Annotated in this window: 23 protein-coding genes; 14 read left to right on the forward strand and 9 right to left on the reverse strand. The window is 45.9% G+C overall.

Annotated features, from left to right (window positions below; all coding sequences use genetic code 11):
* Positions 1–25: 25 nt before the first annotated feature.
* Positions 26–298, forward strand: a complete 273-nt coding sequence (locus tag E0F88_RS00300; RefSeq protein ID WP_131955552.1) for a hypothetical protein — start codon at positions 26–28, stop codon at positions 296–298.
* Positions 299–399: 101 nt separating this feature from the next.
* Complete coding sequence (locus tag E0F88_RS33980) at positions 400–1092, forward strand: PAS domain-containing protein (protein WP_220466188.1); 693 nt, start codon at positions 400–402, stop codon at positions 1090–1092.
* Positions 1093–1185: 93 nt separating this feature from the next.
* Here the strand turns inward: E0F88_RS33980 and E0F88_RS00310 are convergent, their stop codons facing one another.
* Together E0F88_RS00310 and E0F88_RS00315 are read right to left on the reverse strand one after the other, a co-directional pair.
* On the reverse strand, positions 1186–2055 hold the full coding sequence (locus E0F88_RS00310; protein WP_131955554.1) for a helix-turn-helix domain-containing protein: 870 nt from the start codon (positions 2053–2055) through the stop codon (positions 1186–1188).
* Between the two features lie 76 nt (positions 2056–2131).
* The gene (locus E0F88_RS00315; protein WP_131955556.1) at positions 2132–3430 is read right to left on the reverse strand and encodes a spondin domain-containing protein; all 1299 of its coding nucleotides are present in this window, start codon (positions 3428–3430) and stop codon (positions 2132–2134) included.
* 323 nt (positions 3431–3753) lie between these two features.
* Between E0F88_RS00315 and E0F88_RS00320 the strand changes: the two genes are divergently transcribed.
* Positions 3754–4473, forward strand: coding sequence for a peroxiredoxin family protein (locus E0F88_RS00320; protein WP_131955558.1), 720 nt, complete (start codon positions 3754–3756; stop codon positions 4471–4473).
* Between the two features lie 32 nt (positions 4474–4505).
* Here the strand turns inward: E0F88_RS00320 and mobC are convergent, their stop codons facing one another.
* From mobC to E0F88_RS00345, 5 genes are all read right to left on the reverse strand, one after another.
* Positions 4506–6494: a conjugal transfer protein MobC gene (gene mobC / locus E0F88_RS00325; RefSeq protein ID WP_131955560.1), complete on the reverse strand. Its 1989-nt coding sequence runs from the start codon at positions 6492–6494 to the stop codon at positions 4506–4508.
* 20 nt (positions 6495–6514) lie between these two features.
* Positions 6515–7807 (reverse strand): relaxase/mobilization nuclease domain-containing protein, encoded by a 1293-nt coding sequence (locus E0F88_RS00330; RefSeq protein WP_131955562.1) that lies wholly within the window; start codon positions 7805–7807, stop codon positions 6515–6517.
* The gene (locus E0F88_RS00335; protein ID WP_220466190.1) at positions 7801–8199 is read right to left on the reverse strand and encodes a plasmid mobilization protein; all 399 of its coding nucleotides are present in this window, start codon (positions 8197–8199) and stop codon (positions 7801–7803) included. Before E0F88_RS00335 ends, E0F88_RS00330 begins: the two co-directional genes overlap by 7 nt.
* A 15-nt stretch (positions 8200–8214) precedes the next feature.
* Positions 8215–8535: a hypothetical protein gene (locus E0F88_RS00340; protein WP_131955564.1), complete on the reverse strand. Its 321-nt coding sequence runs from the start codon at positions 8533–8535 to the stop codon at positions 8215–8217.
* Positions 8536–9026: 491 nt separating this feature from the next.
* Entirely contained in the window at positions 9027–9587 is a 561-nt protein-coding gene (locus E0F88_RS00345) for a hypothetical protein (protein ID WP_131955566.1), read from the reverse strand.
* 560 nt (positions 9588–10147) lie between these two features.
* Between E0F88_RS00345 and E0F88_RS00350 the strand changes: the two genes are divergently transcribed.
* Positions 10148–10432 (forward strand): hypothetical protein, encoded by a 285-nt coding sequence (locus tag E0F88_RS00350; protein WP_131955568.1) that lies wholly within the window; start codon positions 10148–10150, stop codon positions 10430–10432.
* Positions 10433–10811: 379 nt separating this feature from the next.
* Here the strand turns inward: E0F88_RS00350 and E0F88_RS00355 are convergent, their stop codons facing one another.
* Together E0F88_RS00355 and E0F88_RS00360 are read right to left on the reverse strand one after the other, a co-directional pair.
* On the reverse strand, positions 10812–11870 hold the full coding sequence (locus E0F88_RS00355; RefSeq protein WP_131955570.1) for a DUF932 domain-containing protein: 1059 nt from the start codon (positions 11868–11870) through the stop codon (positions 10812–10814).
* Positions 11871–12073: 203 nt separating this feature from the next.
* Positions 12074–12277: a single-stranded DNA-binding protein gene (locus E0F88_RS00360; RefSeq protein ID WP_131955572.1), complete on the reverse strand. Its 204-nt coding sequence runs from the start codon at positions 12275–12277 to the stop codon at positions 12074–12076.
* 475 nt (positions 12278–12752) lie between these two features.
* Between E0F88_RS00360 and E0F88_RS00365 the strand changes: the two genes are divergently transcribed.
* The 10 genes from E0F88_RS00365 to arsB all read left to right on the forward strand — a co-directional run bounded on the left by E0F88_RS00365 (position 12753) and on the right by arsB (position 21765).
* A complete protein-coding gene (locus E0F88_RS00365) occupies positions 12753–15833 on the forward strand; it encodes a lantibiotic dehydratase (RefSeq protein WP_131955574.1) in 3081 nt (1026 codons plus the stop codon).
* A gap of 129 nt (positions 15834–15962) precedes the next feature.
* Positions 15963–16799, forward strand: a complete 837-nt coding sequence (locus tag E0F88_RS00370) for a LytR/AlgR family response regulator transcription factor (protein WP_131955576.1) — start codon at positions 15963–15965, stop codon at positions 16797–16799.
* Complete coding sequence (locus tag E0F88_RS00375; RefSeq protein ID WP_131955578.1) at positions 16792–17970, forward strand: sensor histidine kinase; 1179 nt, start codon at positions 16792–16794, stop codon at positions 17968–17970. The genes E0F88_RS00370 and E0F88_RS00375 overlap by 8 nt, the downstream gene beginning before the upstream one ends.
* Before the next feature lie 41 nt (positions 17971–18011).
* Positions 18012–18380 (forward strand): HipA domain-containing protein, encoded by a 369-nt coding sequence (locus E0F88_RS00380; RefSeq protein WP_229213629.1) that lies wholly within the window; start codon positions 18012–18014, stop codon positions 18378–18380.
* Between the two features lie 40 nt (positions 18381–18420).
* On the forward strand, positions 18421–18618 hold the full coding sequence (locus E0F88_RS33985) for a hypothetical protein (RefSeq protein WP_220466224.1): 198 nt from the start codon (positions 18421–18423) through the stop codon (positions 18616–18618).
* Positions 18619–18780: 162 nt separating this feature from the next.
* Positions 18781–19110: an ArsR/SmtB family transcription factor gene (locus tag E0F88_RS00385; protein ID WP_131955580.1), complete on the forward strand. Its 330-nt coding sequence runs from the start codon at positions 18781–18783 to the stop codon at positions 19108–19110.
* Positions 19111–19143: 33 nt separating this feature from the next.
* Positions 19144–19743 (forward strand): DUF6428 family protein, encoded by a 600-nt coding sequence (locus E0F88_RS00390; RefSeq protein WP_229213630.1) that lies wholly within the window; start codon positions 19144–19146, stop codon positions 19741–19743.
* 18 nt (positions 19744–19761) lie between these two features.
* Entirely contained in the window at positions 19762–20259 is a 498-nt protein-coding gene (locus E0F88_RS00395) for a GNAT family N-acetyltransferase (protein ID WP_131955582.1), read from the forward strand.
* An 8-nt stretch (positions 20260–20267) separates the two neighbouring features.
* Positions 20268–20681, forward strand: coding sequence for an arsenate reductase ArsC (locus E0F88_RS00400; RefSeq protein WP_131955584.1), 414 nt, complete (start codon positions 20268–20270; stop codon positions 20679–20681).
* 10 nt (positions 20682–20691) lie between these two features.
* Positions 20692–21765, forward strand: a complete 1074-nt coding sequence (gene arsB, locus E0F88_RS00405) for an ACR3 family arsenite efflux transporter (protein WP_131955585.1) — start codon at positions 20692–20694, stop codon at positions 21763–21765.
* The last annotated feature ends 4 nt before the right edge of the window (positions 21766–21769 follow it).

Below are 21769 nucleotides of genomic sequence, written 5' to 3' on the forward strand. Positions count from 1 at the left end.
TTGGCAGTGCGGAATAATTAAGAGATTGAAAGCAGTACGCTCGCTTTTAGCGTTGGATTTTGACAAAAAAGGGGAGTTTCAGGATATTGTGGATTTGGCATCTAAACTTTGTGATAAACCAGTTGCGCTGATTACGTTGTTGGATAAAACCAAAAATTGGATGAAAGTAAGGTCAGGAATAAATATTGAGGCCATGCCTAGCAAGACATCGTTTTGTCAGCATGCCGTACAGCAAGATAGTCTAATGATCGTCTGCGATGCAAGTCAGGACGCAAGTTCAACAGCAATGAACTGGTAAGTAAAGACCCAAAGGTTCGCTTTTATGCAGGTGCACCTTTGACCCTTAGCAGTGGTCAAAACGTGGGTACACTGTGTTTATTTGATATAAAACCCAATGAGTTGGATGAAACTCAAAAAAATGCCTTGACGGTTTTGGCCAGACAAGTTGTTTATCTAATGGAACTTGAACTTAACCAAAAACTACTTGTGAAGAAGATGGAGGAGATACAGGTCAAAAATGACTCATTGGTAAAAATTGCATTTATCCAGTCTCATTTGATTCGCCAGCCCTTGACATCGATTATGGGACTTGTAAACCTTGTACGTCAGGGCTACCAACAGGTGGACGATGAGTGGATCCAAATGCTTGGGCAGGCAACTGACTTGTTGGATAAACGCATTCATGAGATAGTTATAGAGACACTGGCAGAAAAGGATATCAAAGTTATCCGTTTCAATAAAATGGTCAATGAAATAGAGGATTATGCCATTTTGCTTTTAGATAGAGAAGGCAATATAGAAAATTGGAACAAAGGGGCCCAAACCTTAAAAGGTTATCAGGCTAGCGAAATTATCGGCAAGAATTTCAGTGTATTTTATACGCCGGAAGACCTGGCACACGATCTCCCTGCGCGGCTGATTCAGCAGGCGACAGCAAACGGCGCTGCCAAAAGTCAAGGCTGGCGGATAAGGAAAGATGGCTCCAGGTTTTGGGGAAGCATTCTGATCACCGCCATCCATAACCAAGGAGATGAAGTGATCGGCTTTACAAAGGTGACAAGGCTTCTGGAACCAGAACTGCAATTAAATTGAAGTATTACAAAATGGCTGCTGACACATTCTGTCGTTTAACAACCGTTTACATATTTTCACCTCCCAGAACTACTATCTCATTAAGATGGAAAACTACATGCCTAATTCCACAGTTGTAGTCGACTGCTTTACGCGGAATTCAGAAAAATTAATTCCTGCATTGAGCTTAAAGAACCGGCTGAAATGGGCCATACTGGTAAACCCCAGATCACAGGCAATCTCCTTTGCTGATTTATTGGTAAAGTATAGATAGCGCTTGGCCTCAGTGATAATGCGTCTCTGGATGAGCTTGGAAGGAGAAGGATAATTGCACAACCCGAAAATGTTGGTAAGTGTTTTGGGAGATTTGTTCATGGCCTGGGCATAAAACTGCACCTCGTGCTGTGAGCGGTAATTGGCTTCCAAGAGCAGATTAAACTTTCGGATCACATCCATTTTTTCTTCTGTGAAACAATCGTAGTTTTCTGTTTGCCTTTTGGCGATCCGCGTGATTTTGATGATCAGCCGCTTCAAAAGTGTGCGAAGCATCTCTCCCTGCATTTTGTCTTTGATTGACATATCTTCTACACACATGGTTTGGATAATGGCAATCCCTTCCATTTCCTGTTCTGACAAGGGAATAAAAAGAGGGTTTTGTATACCGTAGAACAAGAAACCGACGCATCCCACTTCGGCATCGTGGTCTGCGATACAATAAAAACTCCTGTTAAATTGCCAGGCGATCAAGGGCTGTGGATTATCGAAAAAGAAGTGCTGGTTTGAAACCAGCGGAAGTATCGAGCCCGAGGGAAAAGTATGGGTGATTTTATCAATCACCACCTGCTGCTCGGGCCCCGGATTTAAGACAATAGTAGATAGCATTTCCTTACTTCCATTAAGAAGACCCTCTCCTTTCAGCGAGCATTCACCAGCGCTCACCCGAAACTGACCATATGTCATCTTGTCTTCAAATTGCCACTTCATAATTTTGTCGGTTAAAAAACATAAACCATGCATTTACCATATCAAAGATAAATGCATGGCCATCGTTTTACATCATTTACTTGATTGTGACCTTGATAAAGTCAGTGATAGCGGGAAGCGTCGTATATGGGTTCGGGTTCGGCACTGCTGCGATCGGTTTACTTTCTGCTAACGGAGTCCCTGCTAAGTTAAACTGGGTAATGCCGGCTCCCGGGAACTGGTCAAGGGCGGTTCCATTATCATATAGCCTGATGCTCGATGAGATATCTCCCTTTTGGGACGGATCCACACCATTGTCCATACTGGTAAAAAACCAGTCATTTGAAAATCCGTACATGGTTGCAATCGCCAGGCGGTCCCCACTACCAATCGAAAGTTCCTGTGAAACGCTGCTGCCGGGTGCGCCGTTGATTATCGGAAGAAGCACCGTGGTTGACGGCGCTGCCAGCACATACACATCTTTAACGCCTGGTTTGGTTTTCAGGAAGGCTGCCAGATCTGTCGCATTCCCCTGCTGGGCCAGTCTTTTCAGGCCTTCTCCCCTGTCGCTTTCGCCAACCTTGAAAATAGGGTTGTCAATCCCATTGTAAACCACAACCAGAATCGGTGAAAGCGGTGTAAAAATACCGGTCTTTGTTTTGATGTAAGTACTCAACGGGACATTGTCGCCCATTTCGGCAATGGAAGTCAATCCGTTGGCTGTCGGCATCCCTTCTGAGTATAATGGTGACGGGCTTAACAAATTACCTCCAACGATGTAGGAAACCGACCATACACCCGGGCTGAAAGGCGTTTCATTGGCCGTTCCGCCGGACGTGTTTTTCAGAGTCAGCGTAAAGTAAGAATTACCATCGTACTTTAAAGTTGCCTGCATTAGTGCAGAAGCTGCCAGATACGAATTTCCGTGGGCATCAGTACCCTTAACCTCCGTGATATTTTTAGAATCAGCTGTTCCCGGATGATTTACAGATGAACCGGGCATCTGGTTGATCCGGGTACCGTTGTCCCAAAGCTTGATCTGCGAAGATACATCTCCCTCTATAGGCATCCCTGCACCATCATACACCAGGATCCCCGGATTGGCGGGCGCGAAAAACAAATCGTTAGACCAGCCATACATGGTGACAAAGGATAATGCCTCTCCCTTCGCAGCTGAAAATTTGATGGTTGCTGATTGACCTGGAAGTATCACCGGTGGCGTGCCTGTTCCCTGAAATGTGCCAGATTCAACCAGTGGCCTTGAATCCAAAACATTTTCGATAGTAATAGTCGTTTTCTGGTCCATTGGATCTGGCTCGTGGTCGGTACATGCGCCAAAAAGAAAGGGTGATAAAGCCAAAACTGTGCGGTAAAGAAACTGTGCGTGATTTTTCATAATTGTCTCATCGTTTGCAGGAAACAACCCTGTTTCCTAGTAAAATTTTATGAAACAAATGTATGCTGCCGGGAAATATGGATAAATGCCTGTATTTCCCGATTACTTGCCTATACTGCCCGGCTCTGTGATTTATGTTTATTTTTCCAGGTTGAGACAAAACCAGATACACCATTTTCTATCGGTCCATGATCAACAATAGCCTCGCTGAAAATTTCGGTTTGGGCAAAAACATCAATTATTCGGGAATTCTGGTCATTTCCTGACCGCCGAATTAGCCCTACCTTTGACCTGTTACTTTTCCATCGTTTTATCCAAAAATTATGAACTGCTTCAAAGTATCCCCAATTTTCAAGACCGCACTTACATGCGCATCTGTTATCGTTATCGTTTTCCTAACCGCGCAGTCACTGGCATCTAAGCCGGTAGTAGTTTTTCCAAATCTAAAAATAGACCAGGCCAGCACCAAAGACAGTACGAAGAACTTAAAAGTGGGCAGCATTCCGCAAAACCCTCAGGACATTAGCCCATTGCTTACAGGCGAGACGATTCCAGCTGTTGAGCTACTGAATTTGGCTGGGAAGAGCGTTAGCCTGAATGAAGCGGTTTCGAAAAGCCTGACAATTCTCATCTTTTACCGGGGTGGGTGGTGCCCTTACTGCTCTAAACAGTTATCCGGAATACAGCTCATCGAAAAGGACCTTCATCAAATGGGTTATCAGGTCATTGCCGTAAGCACAGATAGTCCCAAAAATTTGGCTGCTACGATGGATAAACAAAAACTTTCTTACAACCTATTATCCGATGCAGATTTGAGTGTATCCAAACAGTTTGGCCTAGCATTCAAAGCACCTGCCAATTATGACAAGATACTTCCGGAAGCATCTGACTTTAAAAATATGGATAAACTCTTGCCTGTGCCTTCTGTTTTTATTCTAGATAAAAAAGGCAAAATATTATTCGAATACATTAACCCCAATATCACTGAAAGGATTAGTCCTGAGCTTCTGAAGGCCGCGGCTTCTATTCTGAGGGAAATATAGTATGTCTGGTCATTCTACTGAGAGCCTTGCTATTAATTGCTTTTTTGGATGATCAAATATCGTAGCGACGGATCGTGAAAGATCCGTTCGATTTCGCTTTCTGCAATATCGGCAGCTTCCTGCCGGATCTGCAGGTAATTTCGAGCCACCATGCCTTCATCCAGCTTTCGCACGACAGCGAGGGGCAAATATGCATCCTGCTGGCTTGCGATGGCCTTATGATCATTGATAATCTGAGCATGAAAGGTTTTCAGCTCAATTTTCTCATCGGGATTATCCGCCACCATACCTACGAATTCACCTGAGCTGAGCCCTGCAATTTTCGAAGCAGGAACTGCCATATCCAGCTGTTTGGAGCGGCTGATGGAAGTGTCCGTGCGGTTGATCGAGTAGCTGGTACGGTCCTGCATAATCTTTCCAAAACGCTCTGATAATTGCTTGGCCGTGTCTCCTGTGACCTGACCCGAAATAATATTTCCGGTAATGCTCGCAATCACATCGGCCTGCTCCTTGCCGTAATCTTTTCGAAGCTGTGAAAAATCCTGAATACCCAGCGTGGTGGCCACCTTGTTAGACCGTGCAGTGGCGATCAGAGAATCAATACCGCTAAGATAGATCGTCGGGAACTCATCAAAGATCAGCGTGCTTTTAAGCTTTCCTTTTTTATTGACAATCTTGACAAGCCGGTTCACATACAAAGAAAGCACCGCGCCATATACTTGAATTTTCTGCGGGTTATTGCCCATGCATACGATCTTGGGCGCATCAGGATTATTGATATCCAGGGTAAAATCACTGCCCGATAAAACATAATACAGTTGTGGGGAAGACAGTCTTGCCAAAGCTATTTTCGCAGATGCGATCTGTCCCTCCAGCTGCTCCATGGCATCATTCAAATAAGCTGTTATGAATGGATTAATTAAGACCTCGATCTCTTTCTCAGACCTGAGAAGCGTAAAAAGTCTGTCATAATCCAGCTGCATGAGCTCAATGACATGCGGCAGTGTGCAGAAAGAACCACCCTGGTATTTTCTTAAAAACCAGATCACGGCTGTCAAAAAGTTTATGGGCGATTCCACAAAAAAATCGCCCTGTTTTTTTATCCATTCGCGGTTCAAACCCAAAAGGATCGTGCGGGCCGATTCAGCCGCATCGGTAATGTCGAGCATACTGGCAGCATCCAAAGGATTACAGCGGTGAGAGCGGCTGAGATCATCGAAGTTGATGGCGTAGAACCGGGGCTCGACCCTATAACTACATTTACATTTTAACCATGCGTTATAGGCAATCACGGACAGATCATCGAATTTAAAATCATAAATAAAAGCCGAAAAACCCTTGGCGATATGCTGGTCAATAAAATGTCGGATCACAAAATAGGATTTACCAGAGCCCGGCGAGCCAGCCACAAGCGTAGCCCGGAAAGGGTTGATGATGTTAATCCAGCTGCTGTGGTATTTGTCTTTGAGCCGGTAGCGGGCTGGCAGATTGACCGAGTATTCATTCTGCAACAGCCGCTGCTCTTGCGGAAACGTTTCATTTTCCTGATTGAAAATATCCTGGCTGTTGATCTTCAAAGCGATCACCCGTGAAAGCGATGTGCCGCCTGAAATGATCAGAATAAACCCCAGGGAGGCGGCCGTAATATATAGTGCAGCCAGCGTGCTAACATCAAGATTCGTCTTCAAAATAAAGTAGCTCAAAAAGTAAATCGCCAGTCCCAGACCGATGTAAATCAGGCCGGTTTTCAGGGAAAGATCTTCTTTCTTTTTACCTTTGACACCCATCAGCGAGATCGTCAGAAAGCATAGCGAGATTAGTTTGGGCTTATTAAAATTCGAGAAAAGCCCGGTCCTTATGATATTGTCCAAAAGTCTGTCGCTGAAAGCGCTCATCAGCTTCCAGCCGGCAAAGGCGGTGTAACACTGGTAATAAAAATGAAGCAGCAGAATCGCTATCGCGATCATACGGCTCATGTCCAGGATTTTTCCCAGAGCCTGCTGGTTTTCCGAAGTTTGCATGGCAAGTCTATTTTAAAATGTTATCTATTTACTTTTTTACGCTTTTTCCTGCGGGTCTTTGCAAGCTGCCAGGGCACGTTTTCACTGCCGAATTCCGGAGAAAACAAATCGTAAAGCAATTTGTCCTGTCCCTGGTGCGACTGAGAAAGAACCCGCTCAAGGTCTTTACTGCCGGTCGTAAAATTTCGCTGACCAGCAGCTTTCGGGTGAGAGGATTGCTGCAAATCCGGATCGAAAACCTTTGTATTTCTTGTTTTGGAAGGCGAATCCGTACACCGTTCAAGTATCGCTTTTGCGCTGTATGCCTTGCCTAACGCGCTGCCGTTAAATACGCACTGTGTGCGAAGATCTACATAGGTCAGACCATACACCAGGCCCTGCTCGCTTCTGCGAACGAGCATTTGTACACCCTGCTTTTTAAGTGATTCCGAAAGACTTTCCAATGAATGCCGACGGTTTAAAAGCGTCAGATCGATCAGGTTTTTTAGCCGCGGCCGGTACTTCAACCGCTCGGGTTCATTGGCTGCAAACCGGCCGTTGAGCGACTTGAGCGTCGGCTTAAAATGAAAATCACTGGCTTTTACAGGCACTCCGATCTTCTGCCCGTCTCGATCCAGCAGGCGGTAGACAAGACCCTGTTTTTTATAAATCCGCGAGCCCTCAGTTCCTCTTTCGGCGGTCACATTGTACTGGCTGAGCACCGCGTTCAGCTCAGGAAGCGAGCAGAATTTATACTGATGCAGCACGCCCTGAAGCACATCACGGATTGCTTTTTTTGTCTGGCTTTTACCGTATTCAGCTACGGTCAGATTGGCTGGTTTAAGCTGGTAGGCCCCCTGATTTTGATCCTGCGCACGCACGAGTCCAAACTCTGATTCGAGTTCTTTTCTTGCCTTTTCCGACTGGTTTTTACCCAGGTTATGCAGCCGGATCGCACTGCCATCAGCCCTGATACTGCTCGTGATCAGATGCACATGGGGGTGGCCACTATCTCGGTGCTCATAAAGCAGGTAAGGCTGCTTTTCAAATCCGATTTTGGCCAGGTAACTGCCTGCAATGGCTTTGAGCTGCTGGCTGGAAAGCTTTTCATCGGGTGCAAAATTAAGCGAAATGTGCAGTGTGTTAACCTTTACGCGCGGGTTTAAAGCATTGCGTGAAGCAAGCCTTGAAAGCTTGTTTTGAAAGTTGAGCTTCTGCGGGTTTTGAAGGTAATAACCTGCATCAAGAAAGTCGGCTGCACCTTCCCTAACCTTGCGCTCATTGTAGTTTAGCGCTGAGCGCAGCGAGCCGGATGCATGGATGACCGCTACCATTTTTCGGCGGCTTTACTGATGTGTTCACTAACTTTTTCAACCTGTCTGAGAAGTGCTCTGCGGTCAAGTTCATAGCTGATCAGCCAGTGTTCAAACTCTTTAATCTTACTGAGCGTGTGAAGCTTTTTAACCGCCTGGTTAAAGTTATTTCCAGCTGCTGAAAGCTCTGTTTTTAGCTGGGCAAGCTCCTCTGTCAGACTGTCAATTGATGCGTTTCTGAAAGTCCCTACGAGCAGCTGCCCAAGTAATTTTCTTCTGGTAAAATCGCTGAGTTTCCGGCACGTTGTTGCTTTAAACTGCGTCTGGATTTTTTCATACTCGCTTTGGTTTAGCCGCACGTGCAGCCATTTCTCTCTTTTGCTTTTCTGTTTCATCTCCTCTTTCTTTTTCACGTTTAAAGCAATTTCTCATTTCATCAGTCTTCCGCCCACGAGTTCCGAGTGATTTGGCGGGCAAGGCCCTCCCGACCAGGGCCAGGGTGGCCCCGCCGGAGAGGCCTGCGCAGCGCGGCCTACCCGGCGGGGCCTGCGCGGCGCGGCCAGATCCCGAAGTGGCAGATTTCTGTTTGACCGCGGCAGCGGATAAAATAGAAATGTGATACTTTGGTACATCTGGCCAGCCACGGCAAAGCAGGTGGTTTCAGCCCTCCTCAAAGCAAACTGTTGTAGTATCCCTGAAAAACCAATGTGATTTGCAGAAGTCTGAAACCCGTCTTTGAAGTCATACAAATGTAAGCGAAGGGCTGCTGAGAACCTTGACCCTTTCAGATTCTAAATGGGTGAAAGCCATAGGTCCTGTCCAAAAAAATAGCTCCCCGCATTTAATAATGGCCAGGACACAAAAGGTACATCTTAGAAACTCTGACGGTATAGCTCATTCTAAAAAGCAGATAAAATGAAGGCGCCATTCAGTAAAATTTAAAGCCGTTTCGCAGGCTTACTGATGGCAGGCCCATGCATTACATCAAACAGGAATAACCTTTGCCATACCTTGTTAAAAGCGCTTCTCTTCCACGTGTTTTACAGATTAAAAAGACCGCTTAAAAAAATGCACATTCCTGAATTTTCCGGCTATAGTCTAAATACTGCCCCAGCATTGTAAATGGCTTTCAGATTCAGGTCTTACTGGCTTGCTAAAATCTGATGTCTTCATAGCAGGCAAAACGAAAAAGGCCAGCATTTGGCGGCCTGTGGAATCTTTCTGAAAGAGCCGCCTGGGCTCAGTTATTTGGACCCTTGCCCTGAGTAGTTTTGTAAACCCACTTGGCAAGCTTTACAGCAAATGCGGGCAGCTGAGCTTTCAAAAAATAAAGATCATATATCAGGTAGGATAACACCGTTGTGGGGCCCATCAGCGGAGCACCCTGGTACAGCTCCTTCATAACAGGATTTGCAGAAGCGTACTGAGAGAAAAACGCGAAGTGATTTTGCAGCTTAAAAATCAGCAGCAGAAAAAAATGGGATGTAATAAGAAGAATCAAGGCGGCTACAATCAAATGAACAAGACCCATAAAATAGTTTTCACCCAGTATTTTTATCAGGTAGCAGCCCAGGTAATAGGCAGGTATGCACATTGAGTAAAAAAGAAGTGGTGAGCCCTTGAACTGATAGTCAAACGGAGACTGAACGCTCACATTCAAAGCCAGAAACATAAGCCAGAAAATCAGGTGTCTTGCCAGCCTGTAAAACTTTTGATTTGAGAACAAAAATCCGTAGCCGGTGCTATTTTTCTCGTCATGTGGAATCATCACGTTTTCGTTAAATGATCTGATAGTAAACATGTGGTCACAAAATACAAAAAATATTGCAACCGACTACCCATGAGAAGGTTAAAATTTCTAATTGCTATAATCAGCATGTAAACACCTGCATCCAGCTCATTGGCTGGCGCACCATCGGGATTCTTCGGTAAAAGATTTACAGTGCCCGTGAAAGCGCTTGAAAGGTTTGGAAGATCCAGCTGGGTCGCCTTGATATTTTCGTTTTGAAAGGCCGAAAAGACCTAGTTCTACGAATGCCAACCAACAGATTATAAACGAGCTTGATGTGCTTATTAAACAGGCTCAACAGCTTGCATGTATGATTTCATTGCTAACTGCAAGAAAAAGAACGTCTGATAAAAATGACCAGATCAGGTGGTACGCAAATGCCTATAAAACTTCTTCTTACAGAAAAGAGGTAACTGACAGGCTCTAAAACTTACTATCCTGCATTGCTTTTCATAGCAACGTAATAAATTACAGACAGCACTATTTTACCCTTTCAGATTCTAAATGGGTGAAAAACATTTTCTCAGACTAGTTTTGGATCAATAAAAACCATTTCAAAACAGAAAGCTAAGATGGAAAAGACAATGCAAATGGCGATGGTCTATGAGACGCTGCTATGCTCGCCGGGCATGGCAGAAAGTGTCAAGCTGGATATGCGCGTCTCGCGCAAGGCGCTGCTGCTGCTGGCGGCCTCAGTTGAAAGTCAGCTGAAGGGTCCGGCTGGCAGTCCGGCTGCTGTGACCGATTATTTTGGAGTTGAAACCGTGGAAGAGCTTGAAAAAATGATCAGTGACATGCTTTTAAAATCAGAGCTGTCCGGGCTTCACAGCAAACTCAAAACACTGCAAAACGGCTGACAGCATTCGGACTCGAAATCGTCTGACAAAACGTTAAAAATATCAGGCAGAAAAATCAGAAGTCCTTGTCAGTGTCATTTAAACCCGGGGAATTTCCAGCAGGAAAACCCCGGTCAAAAATGCTTCCCGCCGAAAGGGGAGCAAAAAAGGGTTTACTGTTTTTGCACCCTTTCGGCGGTACCGATCATGCCCCCATTTCGGTGGCCGATTTTTTTAAGCTGATATGTTGAAATGGCGCTTCCAGCCGAAAAAAAAATACAAACCTGCCCGACAGATCACGAAAAAGCGCACAGGGGCTATTTTGAACCATAAATGATCATGAAGAAAAATAACGGTGAAGAAATCCGGGGAAAAGTGCTCAGGCTTTCCCCCGGAAAACTTAGTTAAGCGACAAGGCGCCGGTGGCAAAGTGCTCACAGAGATTAAAAGCACTCTGGCCGCGTATCTGGGCAGTTCCGCCCAGATACAAAGATTTAACCTTGTCTTCTGCCGTCTTAAAGCTTCGCACATTCTGGTAGTAGCCTGTCACCGCATTGTAGGCTCCGAAGACGGTGCCGGCTGTGGTTTCAAGGTTCTGACTGGGGCTTGAGAGCGCGTACTCGTAGACGTCTTCGACCGTGTTTAAAAACTGAGAAGATAAAAGCTCAACGCTTCCGTCTTTAAGGTTTCCGAGCACCTCCTGATTGGGCGCCATCGCCATTGCGATCAGCTTTTTAAGCTCAGGATCTGAGATACGCACTTTTGCCCAGCGGTTAAAGATGACCTCTGATTGCTCACTGCTTCGGGAGGCAAGGCCCATGATGCTATGCGCCTGTGCAAGCCGCTGCTGAGCTCCGGAGGTATGGCGTATTCTGACTACGGAGGTTTTACTGTTCATGGCAGCGTTGAGCGTATTCTGGCAAAAGATTCTAACCGGGGTAAAGGCGGCTGTAATGCTACCTGATCCGTCATGTGAATTGGTCAGAAAAATGTAGCGCTCGATCAGATCGTCTTTTCCGACGCGAATCTCTCCCGGCATTTTGGCAGTGATAAAAATGCGTTCTCCTGCGCCGAGCGCTCCGGCGGTTTCATAGCGTATGCCTTCGGACTGGGCGATCGAATCGAAGAAGGTGAAAGCATCCTTGTTCTGCACGATCTGGTAGTCTTTTCCTACCACACCCAGCGGCGCTCCGTTATCAGTGCGCACGCTTGCAAAATAATGCGGCACTTTAATCAGCCCGTTGTCAGCGGCGTTACCGGCCATATCTATACGCAGCGCGTCAGCACCGGTATAAAGCGGCATTTTTTCAACCTTGTAATCAAGGCCGGCATGCACGATGGCCTCGCTGCTGGTGGGATGATCTTCTAAGATCTGCCCCAGCCCGTGCCAGGCTTTTTGCTGTACTGAGAAAAAACTGTGTTTGGCTGTGCTTTGATTGAAATGAATGTTGTGGCTCATGATTTCTGAGAATTTAAATGTGAAAGAAAGTTTGATTAGAAAGGAAGATCATCGTCGTTATCAGCGGCGGCGACTGCTGCGGCCTGAGCGATCCCAGCACCTGGTTTGGAGTGCAGTTTGATACTGTCAACCCGGCAGGTGATCACCCCGACAGGCACACCGGATTTGCTGATAAAGGCCTCTACACCAAGCCGGCCGCTGAGCTACACAAGCACCCCTTTTAACAAACGCCCCGCGATGGCAGTACTTACCCAGTAGGCGCAGCGTAAAAAGGTGGTCAGCTGGACGCCCTCACCGTCTTTGGGTTTGTAATAATCGTTGATGGCAACCGTGAAGCTGACAAGCTCTTTACCGGATTTGGTTTTTGAAATGCGTGCATCGGATGTGATACGTGCTACAATTTCCATGATACTGAAAGATTAAAGTGAAAAAATGATTTTTAACTTTCTTTCTTTCCAGCCCGCTCTTAGAGAAAAAACATATGGTTTGACCCCAAAGAAAAAACAAGAAAAAAAAGAAAGCCAAGGATCAGTGTCCCCCACCCCGGGCCAAAAGGGAAAGCGGAATAAGTCCCGAAGGGGGCAGGCAGAAAAAAAATAAAATGAAAGGAAGGCCATCTTCTGCCGGCATTATGCCGAACCGTTTTGGCTTTGCTCTCATGCAGGCAAAAACAATGGGGGACACTACCTTAGCTGCACTTTTGCGCTTGTTTCGGGGTCACACCAAAGCAGGCACAAAAACCTTTCAAACCCATCGGAAAGCGCTTTGAATCTGAGCAAAGCTTTTTCAAATCTGTTCTGCCACCGACTGCAACAAAAATTTCTGCTTAGGCAGGCGCCTTTAAAACTTTACAGCCAGTGCTGTACCTTTAAAAGCGTTCCTATGAAACTTGAATCTTACGGCTTCTGCATGGTTCGCAGACCCCTGCTTTCCAGAGACATTCTGGAGGATTTCCATGCCAAAACGGCCAATGATCCACTCAGATTTGAATCTGAACTGCGAAGAGTCTTTTCTGACCCGATGCTGTTGGAAGGACTCGCGCTGGCCTCGGGCCCGCTTTATGAGCTGACGAAAGCTTTGCTGGACAATGCGCCTGTAAGCGGAAAAGAAAAGCTGCTTACCTCGCTGTACAAATTCCTTGTTCGGGCGTGCAGCCGCTGTACGCCGTTCGGGCTTTTTGCCGGCTACTTTACCGTAGAGACCGGACCAGACACACAGATCAGCTTCGAAAAACTAAACACAATAAGAAGAAATAACCGCCTGGATGCAACCGCGCTCGAAGCAATCAAAGCACACATCCTTGAAAAGTCTGCCCTAAGCTGCCAGTTGCTGTATTATCCCAATAGCTCACTTTACAGGGCCGGAGAAAACTACCGGTACATAAAAAGGCAGCAGCAAAACGGCCATACCACATTCATTTTAACCGAGGCGAATTTTCACAAGGCACTTGAAAAGCTTTTGAGCGAGTCGAAAAACGGGCTGCTGGCTGAGCAGATCAGTAAATTTCTTTGCCAGCAAAGCCAAAGCGTCGCTAACGCTCAGGCATATGTGAAAGCGCTGACCGCAGCGCAGATTCTGGTCAGCAGCATCGAGCTAAACGTTACAGGCCAGGATTATCTGAGCTATCTAAGCACAACATTAAGCGCATTGAAGGGAACCAAAACCCTGACGCGCCAAATCAAAAACATACAAAATCAGCTGGATCAGAACGCTTCGGCAAGTGAGATCAACGCTTCTTTGAAAAGCTTCTTAAAAGCGGATCACCCTTTGGAAAGCACCCTTCAGACAACGCTTAAATTTCAGACTGATACGGCCCATATCAGCCGGAAGGTGCTTTCAAGACTCGGATCGCTACTGAGCAGGATCAGCCCGCTGGCAAGGCAAACAAAAAGTGAGGTGCTGGAAGACTTTACCCGCCGTTTCGTCGCCCGTTACGGTCAGCAGAGAATTCCGCTGCTTCTTGCACTGGATTACGATTATGGAGCAGGCTACGGGGAGCTTAGCAGCGAAACGCAGCCTGAGCTGCCGCTTCTGCAAGCTATTGACCCAGACAAGTTGCCGCTGAAAGCTGAAGACACCCAAACAAATGAACTCGCAGATACACTCTATCAGCAGGCATTCTCAAAGGCAGACCGGCAGGTTATGCTGACGGATACGCTTTTAAAACAGAGAGAAAACACAAATATACAGCAGCTGCCACCAAGTTTTTATGTGCTGGGAAGCTTTCATAGCCGCTCTGTTCAGGCGCTCGATGATGGTGAATTTCTTTTCGAGCTCAAAGGACTTGCCGGTCCGTTAGCCTGCAATCTTTTAACCCGTTTCTGCGAAGGTGACCCTGAGCTGAGCACGCAGGTACAAACCCTGATTAATACCGAGGAATCCCGGGATGACAATGTGATTTACGCTGAGATTGTGCATCATCCGGGCGGCAAAGGCTCCAATGTTGCTGCAAGGCCTGCTCACAGAGCCTATGAGATTGCCTATCTGGCAAAAAGCTTAAAAGAAAACGGGAACAGCATCAGCCCAGATGATCTTTGGCTTAGCTGCCCGGACGGAGAAAACCTGATTCTGAGCGCTCCAAAGCTAAGCAAACAGATCATCCCGGTGATTACAAGCGCGCATCATTACAGCGCGGGCCTGCCGGTCTACCGTTTTCTTTGTGATCTGGCAAATCAAAAAAGCATCTCACTTGTCTGGGACTGGGGAAGCTATCAGAATGCGCCCTTTCTACCGCGCGTTCAGCATCAGCAGCTCGTACTGAGCAAAGCCAGCTGGCTTCTTTCCCATGCACCCGCGGCCCCGACAACCCAAAGCAAAACAGCATGGTGGAAAGAAATTGAAAGAAAACTAAGTACCCCACAGTATTTCACCACGGGAGATGGTGATCAGACGCTGCTTTTTGACAGTAAAAATGAGCACTCGCTGTCGCTTCTGGCTCAAATGCTAAAAAACGCGGGCAGCCTGCGCATCACAGAGTCTCTGGACACACCCGGAGAGGGTTTGCTAACCCATAACGAGAAGTATCTTTCAAACGAGTTTGTAATTCCCTTTCATAGCGCGAACCGGACCACTCCCTTCCGAGTAAACCAGAAGCAAAAACACAGTGAAGAAAAAATAACGCGCAGTTTCACAGCAGGCTCCCAGTGGCTGTATTTTAAAATCTACTGTGGTGAAAGGCTTTCGGATAGCCTGCTTACCACGGTACTTAATCCTTTTCTGCAAACACTGCAAAAACAAAAAGTTATAGAAAAATGGTTTTTTATCCGCTACCGAGATCCTGAGCCGCATATCCGGCTACGCTTTTATAGCGAAAAAAAAGATTTCTGGATGATTGTATTCAAAGAGCTGCACGAACTGCTCAGCCCGCTGCTGCAAAACGGCATGGTTCGAAGCGTTCATACAGATACTTACCAAAGAGAACTCGAGCGTTACCCACAGAAGGTCTACACCAGGCTCGAATCCATCTTTCACAGCGACAGCCGGGCTGTTGTCAATTGTTTGATGCATTTTTCACAGGATGCCGGCCTGCGCTGGCAGGCGGCGCTTGTTGGTACAGATTTGATGCTGGACAGTCTGGGCCTGGATTTAACAGGGAAAAGCGATCTGATCGAAGCCATGCACCGGCAGTTTTCGGCCGAGCTTGACGTTGATGGATCCGTACGCAGGCAAATGGATCAAAACTACCGGGCTGAAAAGAAAACGATCAGTCAAATCCTGGATAAACAAACAACACCCCTTCATAAAAGCATGAGCACTCTCTTTTGCAGGCGAACAAAACGAATCCAAGCCTTGATACTTCACTCTGACCTCACTGACAGTGCTTTACAAACACGGCTGGGCTGTGATCTAATTCACCTGTTTTTAAACCGATGGTTTGCCAGCCGGCAGCGGCAGCAGGAATTTGCTGTATATCATTATCTTAAGAAGTATTATACCTCTGTTTTGAAAACCAATAAAATATAAAAAATATTCCTGTAAGTTGTAGGATGTAACCACAACACTATTTAAATTTATCTAACTCCTCTTCATAAAACGTATTTCAGAAGCTGACCCCAGCAGGAAAAATATTTCCATATTCTAATTCTGACACGGATGAAACAACAAACTTTGCAGCCGCTTCGATGCCTGATCGTAGATGATGAAAGCGCGGCACACAAAACCATTAAATTTTACATCAGCAAAATTCCCGGGCTCGAATTTTCCGAAGGCTGCATGAACGCGGTCAGGGCTTTGGAAGCGATCTCGGCGCGCGATTTTGACATCATTTTTCTCGACGTGGATATGCCTTATATTTCCGGTCTGGAGTTTCTAAGCATCGCGGGAAAAATGAGCGCATCGGTGATTATGACAACGGCCCACGCGCGGTTTGCCGTCGATGGTTTTGATCACAATGTAACTGACTTTCTTTTAAAGCCCATCTCGCCGGAAAGGTTTTTGAAAGCGGTTCACAAAGTACGTATGCTACGCTCAAGCAAAACAACTCGCACGGAATCAGCCGGTCCTGATCAGGTTCTTTCCTGTGATCCGCTACATCCCTTTCAGATACTTTTAAAAAATGGCGGTCCTGATCAGATCCTTCCCCACCCCAGGCAGGCCCCTGTCTTCGAAGAAAAGATGATGTGGATCCGGGTGGATAAAATTATACTTCCGGTTGAATACCAGCATCTGTATATGATCACAGGCTGCGGCAACTATGTTTATATGTATATCAAGGGAAAAAAGCATCTGGTGCGCACCTCTCTGGCACTACTGCTGGCGAGCTTACCCGAAATTTTTATTCAGACGCATAAATCGTATATAATAAACCGTTATCTAGTGGAAAAACTTAATGGTAATGAAATCGTGATGAACGGAGGCAAGCACAAGGCTAAAATTTCAAGGTATCTGAGAAGTGAGGTGTTAAAAAAACTCGGGCCGCTCTATGGATAGACATGCAAAGTATTTCCCGCTGCGCTATATGCTGCAGCCACAGACGATCAGACAGCGCATTAAGTATCACTGCGTCTTCTGGCTTATATTCATCCTGTTTCATCTTCTGTACTTTGCCGGATCAAAAGAAAAGATCCAATATGAGGCCAGCTGGGTGATTTCTTACGGGCTGTATTATCTGCGCTTTATTCCGGTCTATTACCTGTCGGCAGGTATTTTTAACCGCCTTAAAGAAAAGTATTACGGGACGAGTCTGATGATTCTGACAGGCTTTTTTATGGTGCTCGCTATGCACGCGGCGAACGTGGCCGTCTTTTCTTTTCTGGATTGGTATTACGGTCTGAGCACACTATCGGATGCCTTTCAGCATTTTGGAGCTATGTATCTAAAACCGGCTGGTCAAAACCAGACCGGTGACTGGCTGATGCTTTTGATTTACGATGTGACAGAGACGCAGCTTCTTTTTCTTCCGCTGGGCCTGAAAATGATTCAGTATGGTTTTCGGCAGCAAATAGAAAAGAGAGATCTTCTGGCGGAAAAATTAAAAAACGATCTGGCTACCCTACGTGCACAGCCTGCTCCTCACTTTATTTTAAATACGCTCAATTCTGTTTTAGCTGAGCTTTTACCGGTAAGCGAAAAGGCGGCTTTGTATCTGGTCAGCCTTACAGATGTGCTGCGTTTTACGCTTTATGAGACGACGGACGAGCTGATTTCCCTGGAAAGAGAATGGCAGGCGCTGCTACATTTCACTGATCTGGAAGCAAAGCGTTTTAATGACCGGCTGAAAGTGACCGTGAAGCAAACGGGTCAAATTCGCCCGGATCAACTGATTCCGACACTTGTACTGTTCACACTGGCAGAAAACGCATTCAAACATGGCGTCTACCCTTCGATCGAAGACTGCTGGGTAGATATGGAGTTAAGTGTGGATACAGACCGCCTTCGGTTTAAAATTTCAAACAGCAAACCCGTTCTTTTCACCAAACCAGGCAGCCAAAATGCTTTTGGTATCGGGCTGGACAACATTAAAAAACGCCTCGAATTAAGTGTCAAAGACGACTTTTCGCTAACCGTAAACGAAAGCCAGACGCATTACAGCATTGAACTTGAGCTGCCCTTAATGTCGGCACCACCATTACCGCCGATTGTCAAAAAGCAACCGATATAAAAGAATATAAAACGGGTCCGACACACTGTGCTGGTAACCTGATGAGCTTACAAATCCCCCGACATCATGACCACCGGTGGCTGAAAAAGACTATAAACAACATTTCGTTGGCATGCATCAATATGCTACATGACAGAATCACAGCCTTATCACACTGGGCTGTCAGTCCTTTTTTTAATCACTATACAGCTGGAAAATTGTTGAATAGCTATTTTCGCACACCCGCATTGGCTTACGAAGATTTACTGATTTTGACTGGGGAGCTTACAAAAAACATCCGCGAAGTTGAGAAAATGTTCCGACCAGCTGTTTTTAATGTCTTGGCCCACAACCGGGATGACCATGCCAAAAACTTCAGTTTTCTGATGGATGAGAAGGGGGATGGAAATTATCACCAGCTTATGATCTGACTTTTTCCAACGGGCCGACAGTAGAACAAAGCACATGGTCATGGGTGAGGGAAAAAGCCCGGGCGACAGACAGCTTAGAAAATTGGGTCTTGAAGCAGGTCTGTCGAAAGGACTTATCGAAGAAAGTATAGCGCAAACCAGATTAGCCTTAGGGAAGTGGAAGTCATTGGCAACAGAATACAACATTAGTCAGGCCACTATCGATTTGATAGGTAAAAGACTTGTAAGTCGTGAGTAATCTATCTTTGACTTTCGGTTCTGCTTCGATAAATGCCCATCAGTAATAAGGTTCTATGTAGCTTGAATAGCCAAAGAGGCATTGATCAATATCAAGATTATGTCACAAATAATTATTCATCGTATTATTGCAATGAATAATTATTTATAATACCTTTGGCACATGGGAGTCACTAAAGCACTGGTTTTTACCGAAGAACAATATCGCATTGCTGAACTGGCAAAGGCGTTAGCACATCCTGCGCGTATTGCCATTATCCAGCATCTGTTAAAAGAAAAGTCCTGTGTTTGTGGAGATCTGGTTGAAGTTCTGCCATTGGCGCAAGCAACCGTATCGCAACATCTCAAAGAACTGAAACAAATCGGCTTGATTAAAGGCGAAATCAATCCACCGCGCGTGTGCTATTGCATCAACGAACCGGTTTGGGAAGAAGCCAAATCCGCTTTCGGAGCGATCTTTCAAAACGACATTTCAGGGAACTGCTGTAACTAGTCTTTTTTTGTTTCAATTAATCGTAATATAGCAATGAACAACTTGCAAACCACCGAAGAGGAATATGCTGTGGACACTTTAAACCCCATGACCTGGCAATCGTTCAAAGACACTTTGCTTAAAAACCCGGGTAAGATCTTGCAGTTCGAATATGCAGACGGTCAGTTTGTTGATGCGTCGTACCATATCACCGAAATCAAACAGGCACCCATCGTGTCAGTCGATTGTGGCGGTGTCATGAACACATGGACTGAAATCATTGTCCAACTCTGGGAACCCTCTGTTAAAGAGACCGACCGGTCGATGAAGGTCAGCAAAGCTCTTTCTATTATTAGTTTGGTGGAAAAATCGCTTCCGCTTAACCCTCTCGGTATTGTTAAAATAGAATTCGGCAACTCGAAATTCGATACACGCCAAATGTATCCAGGCGAATTTCTGACGGACGGTGAAGCGTTTACAGTCAGTTTGGTCCCTGATTTTACCCAGTGCAAGGCTTTGACCAGAAACGGAAGCTGCGGGCCGTCAACGGATGCATCCTGCTGTACACCTGCTGCCAAGACGCCTGTCGCAACAGAACTTGAAGTAGTTGGTTCAACCGATTCTAAATGCACACCCGGTGGCGGATGTTGTTAACACAAACCGAAAAGAACGATGATTTCGATTCGACCATTGGAACCGGCCGATTGGCCTGCGGTTCGGGAAATTTATACACAAGGAATTGCAACCGGTGAGGCGACCCTTGAAACCAGCGCACCGGAATGGGATGTTTGGGATCAAGCGCATGTGGCCGACCTTCGCTATGTGGCTGAAACGGGGGAAGGGGACATTGCCGGTTGGATTGCATTAACTCCGGTCTCCGGGCGGTGCGTGTATGCCGGTGTAGGCGAAGTCAGTGTTTATATCGCATCTGATTTTAGAGGTCAAAAAATTGGCGATCTGTTGCTTAAATATTTGATTGAAGAGAGCGAACAGAGCGGTTATTGGACACTTCAAGCCGGAATTTTTCCTGAAAATATCCCAAGTATCAAATTGCATCAGAAAAACGGGTTTCGCGTTATTGGTTACCGTGAAAACATTGGAAAAATGAAAGGTGTCTGGCGGAGTGTCAGCCTTCTTGAAAGACGAAGTAAAGTAACTGGAATAAATTAGAGGTTTACATGAAAAAGATATTAGTTCTGTGTACAGGCAACAGTTGCCGCAGCCAGATTGCAGAAGGTTATTTAAGGCATTTCTCAGGCGATAAGGCCGTTATTTACAGTGCAGGCGTGGAAACACATGGAGTTAACCCGAAAGCCATTGCCACGATGAAAGAAGATGGAATTGATATCTCCAGCCACACATCAAACAATATTGATGAGTATAGAGACATTGATTTTGACTACGTCATCACCGTGTGTGATAACGCAAAAGAGCGTTGCCCATACTTCCCAACGAATGCCGTAAAGTTCCATCATAATTTCCCCGATCCGGCAAAAGCGGTTGGTTCAGATGATGAAGTCAGAGAAGAATTCCGCACAGTCAGAAGTATGATCAAAACCTACTCTGAGAACTTCATTAAAGACAACCTATAAAGAAAAAATTATGGCAGCCAACAATTGCGCACCCGCGTCCAATCGCAAGCAACTCAGCTTCCTGGATCGCTACCTAACGTTGTGGATTTTCTTAGCAATGGCGTTGGGCGTTGCGCTTGGAAATTTTGTCCCGTCCTTACCAGGCTATATTAATTCTTTTTCCAGTGGAACGACAAACATTCCTCTGGCAATCGGTTTGATCCTGATGATGTATCCACCCCTTGCCAAAGTGAAATACAATAAAATGGGTGAAGTGTTTAAGAACACGAAAGTCATGTCTGCATCACTGGTGTTAAACTGGATTATTGGCCCCATTTTAATGTTTATTCTAGCCATTGTGTTTTTGCCCAATCATCCGGACTATATGATTGGCTTAATCCTGATTGGCTTAGCACGCTGTATCGCAATGGTTTTGGTGTGGAATGAGCTGGCAGAAGGCAACCGGGAGTATGCCGCCGGGCTTGTAGCACTCAACAGCGTATTTCAAGTGTTGCTTTACAGCTTCTATGCGTATTTCTTTATTACTGTGTTGCCACCACTCGTGGGATTAAAGGGATTTGAGGTTGATATTACAATCGGTGAGATTGCAAAAAGTGTTGGTATTTATCTAGGTATCCCATTTGCAGCAGGGATGATAAGCCGTTTCACGCTGACCGCATTGAAGGGCGAACAGTGGTATGAGAAGAAATTTATACCGATGATTTCTCCGATCACGTTGGTGGCGTTACTGGCAACCATCATTTTGATGTTCAGCTTAAAAGGCAAGCTTTTACTACAAATTCCGGGTGACGTGCTGTTGATTGCTATTCCACTCATGATTTATTTTATCATCATGTTTATGATTAGCTTCTTTATGGCGAAAGCTTTGGGCGCAGATTATTCGCAGAACGCATCTATCGCCTTCACGGCGGCAGGAAATAACTTTGAACTGGCCATCGCTGTCGCCATTGGTGTATTCGGTATCAATTCAGGACAGGCTTTTGTCGGGGTGATTGGGCCGCTCGTTGAAGTTCCAGCCCTTATCGCCCTTGTAAACGTTGCATTCTGGCTCCGTAGAAAGTACTACAACACCGAAATCGCTTAGCCTG

Origin of the sequence: Dyadobacter psychrotolerans (assembly GCF_004349265.1) — a bacterium.
In the GTDB taxonomy this organism is placed as follows: domain Bacteria; phylum Bacteroidota; class Bacteroidia; order Cytophagales; family Spirosomataceae; genus Dyadobacter; species Dyadobacter psychrotolerans.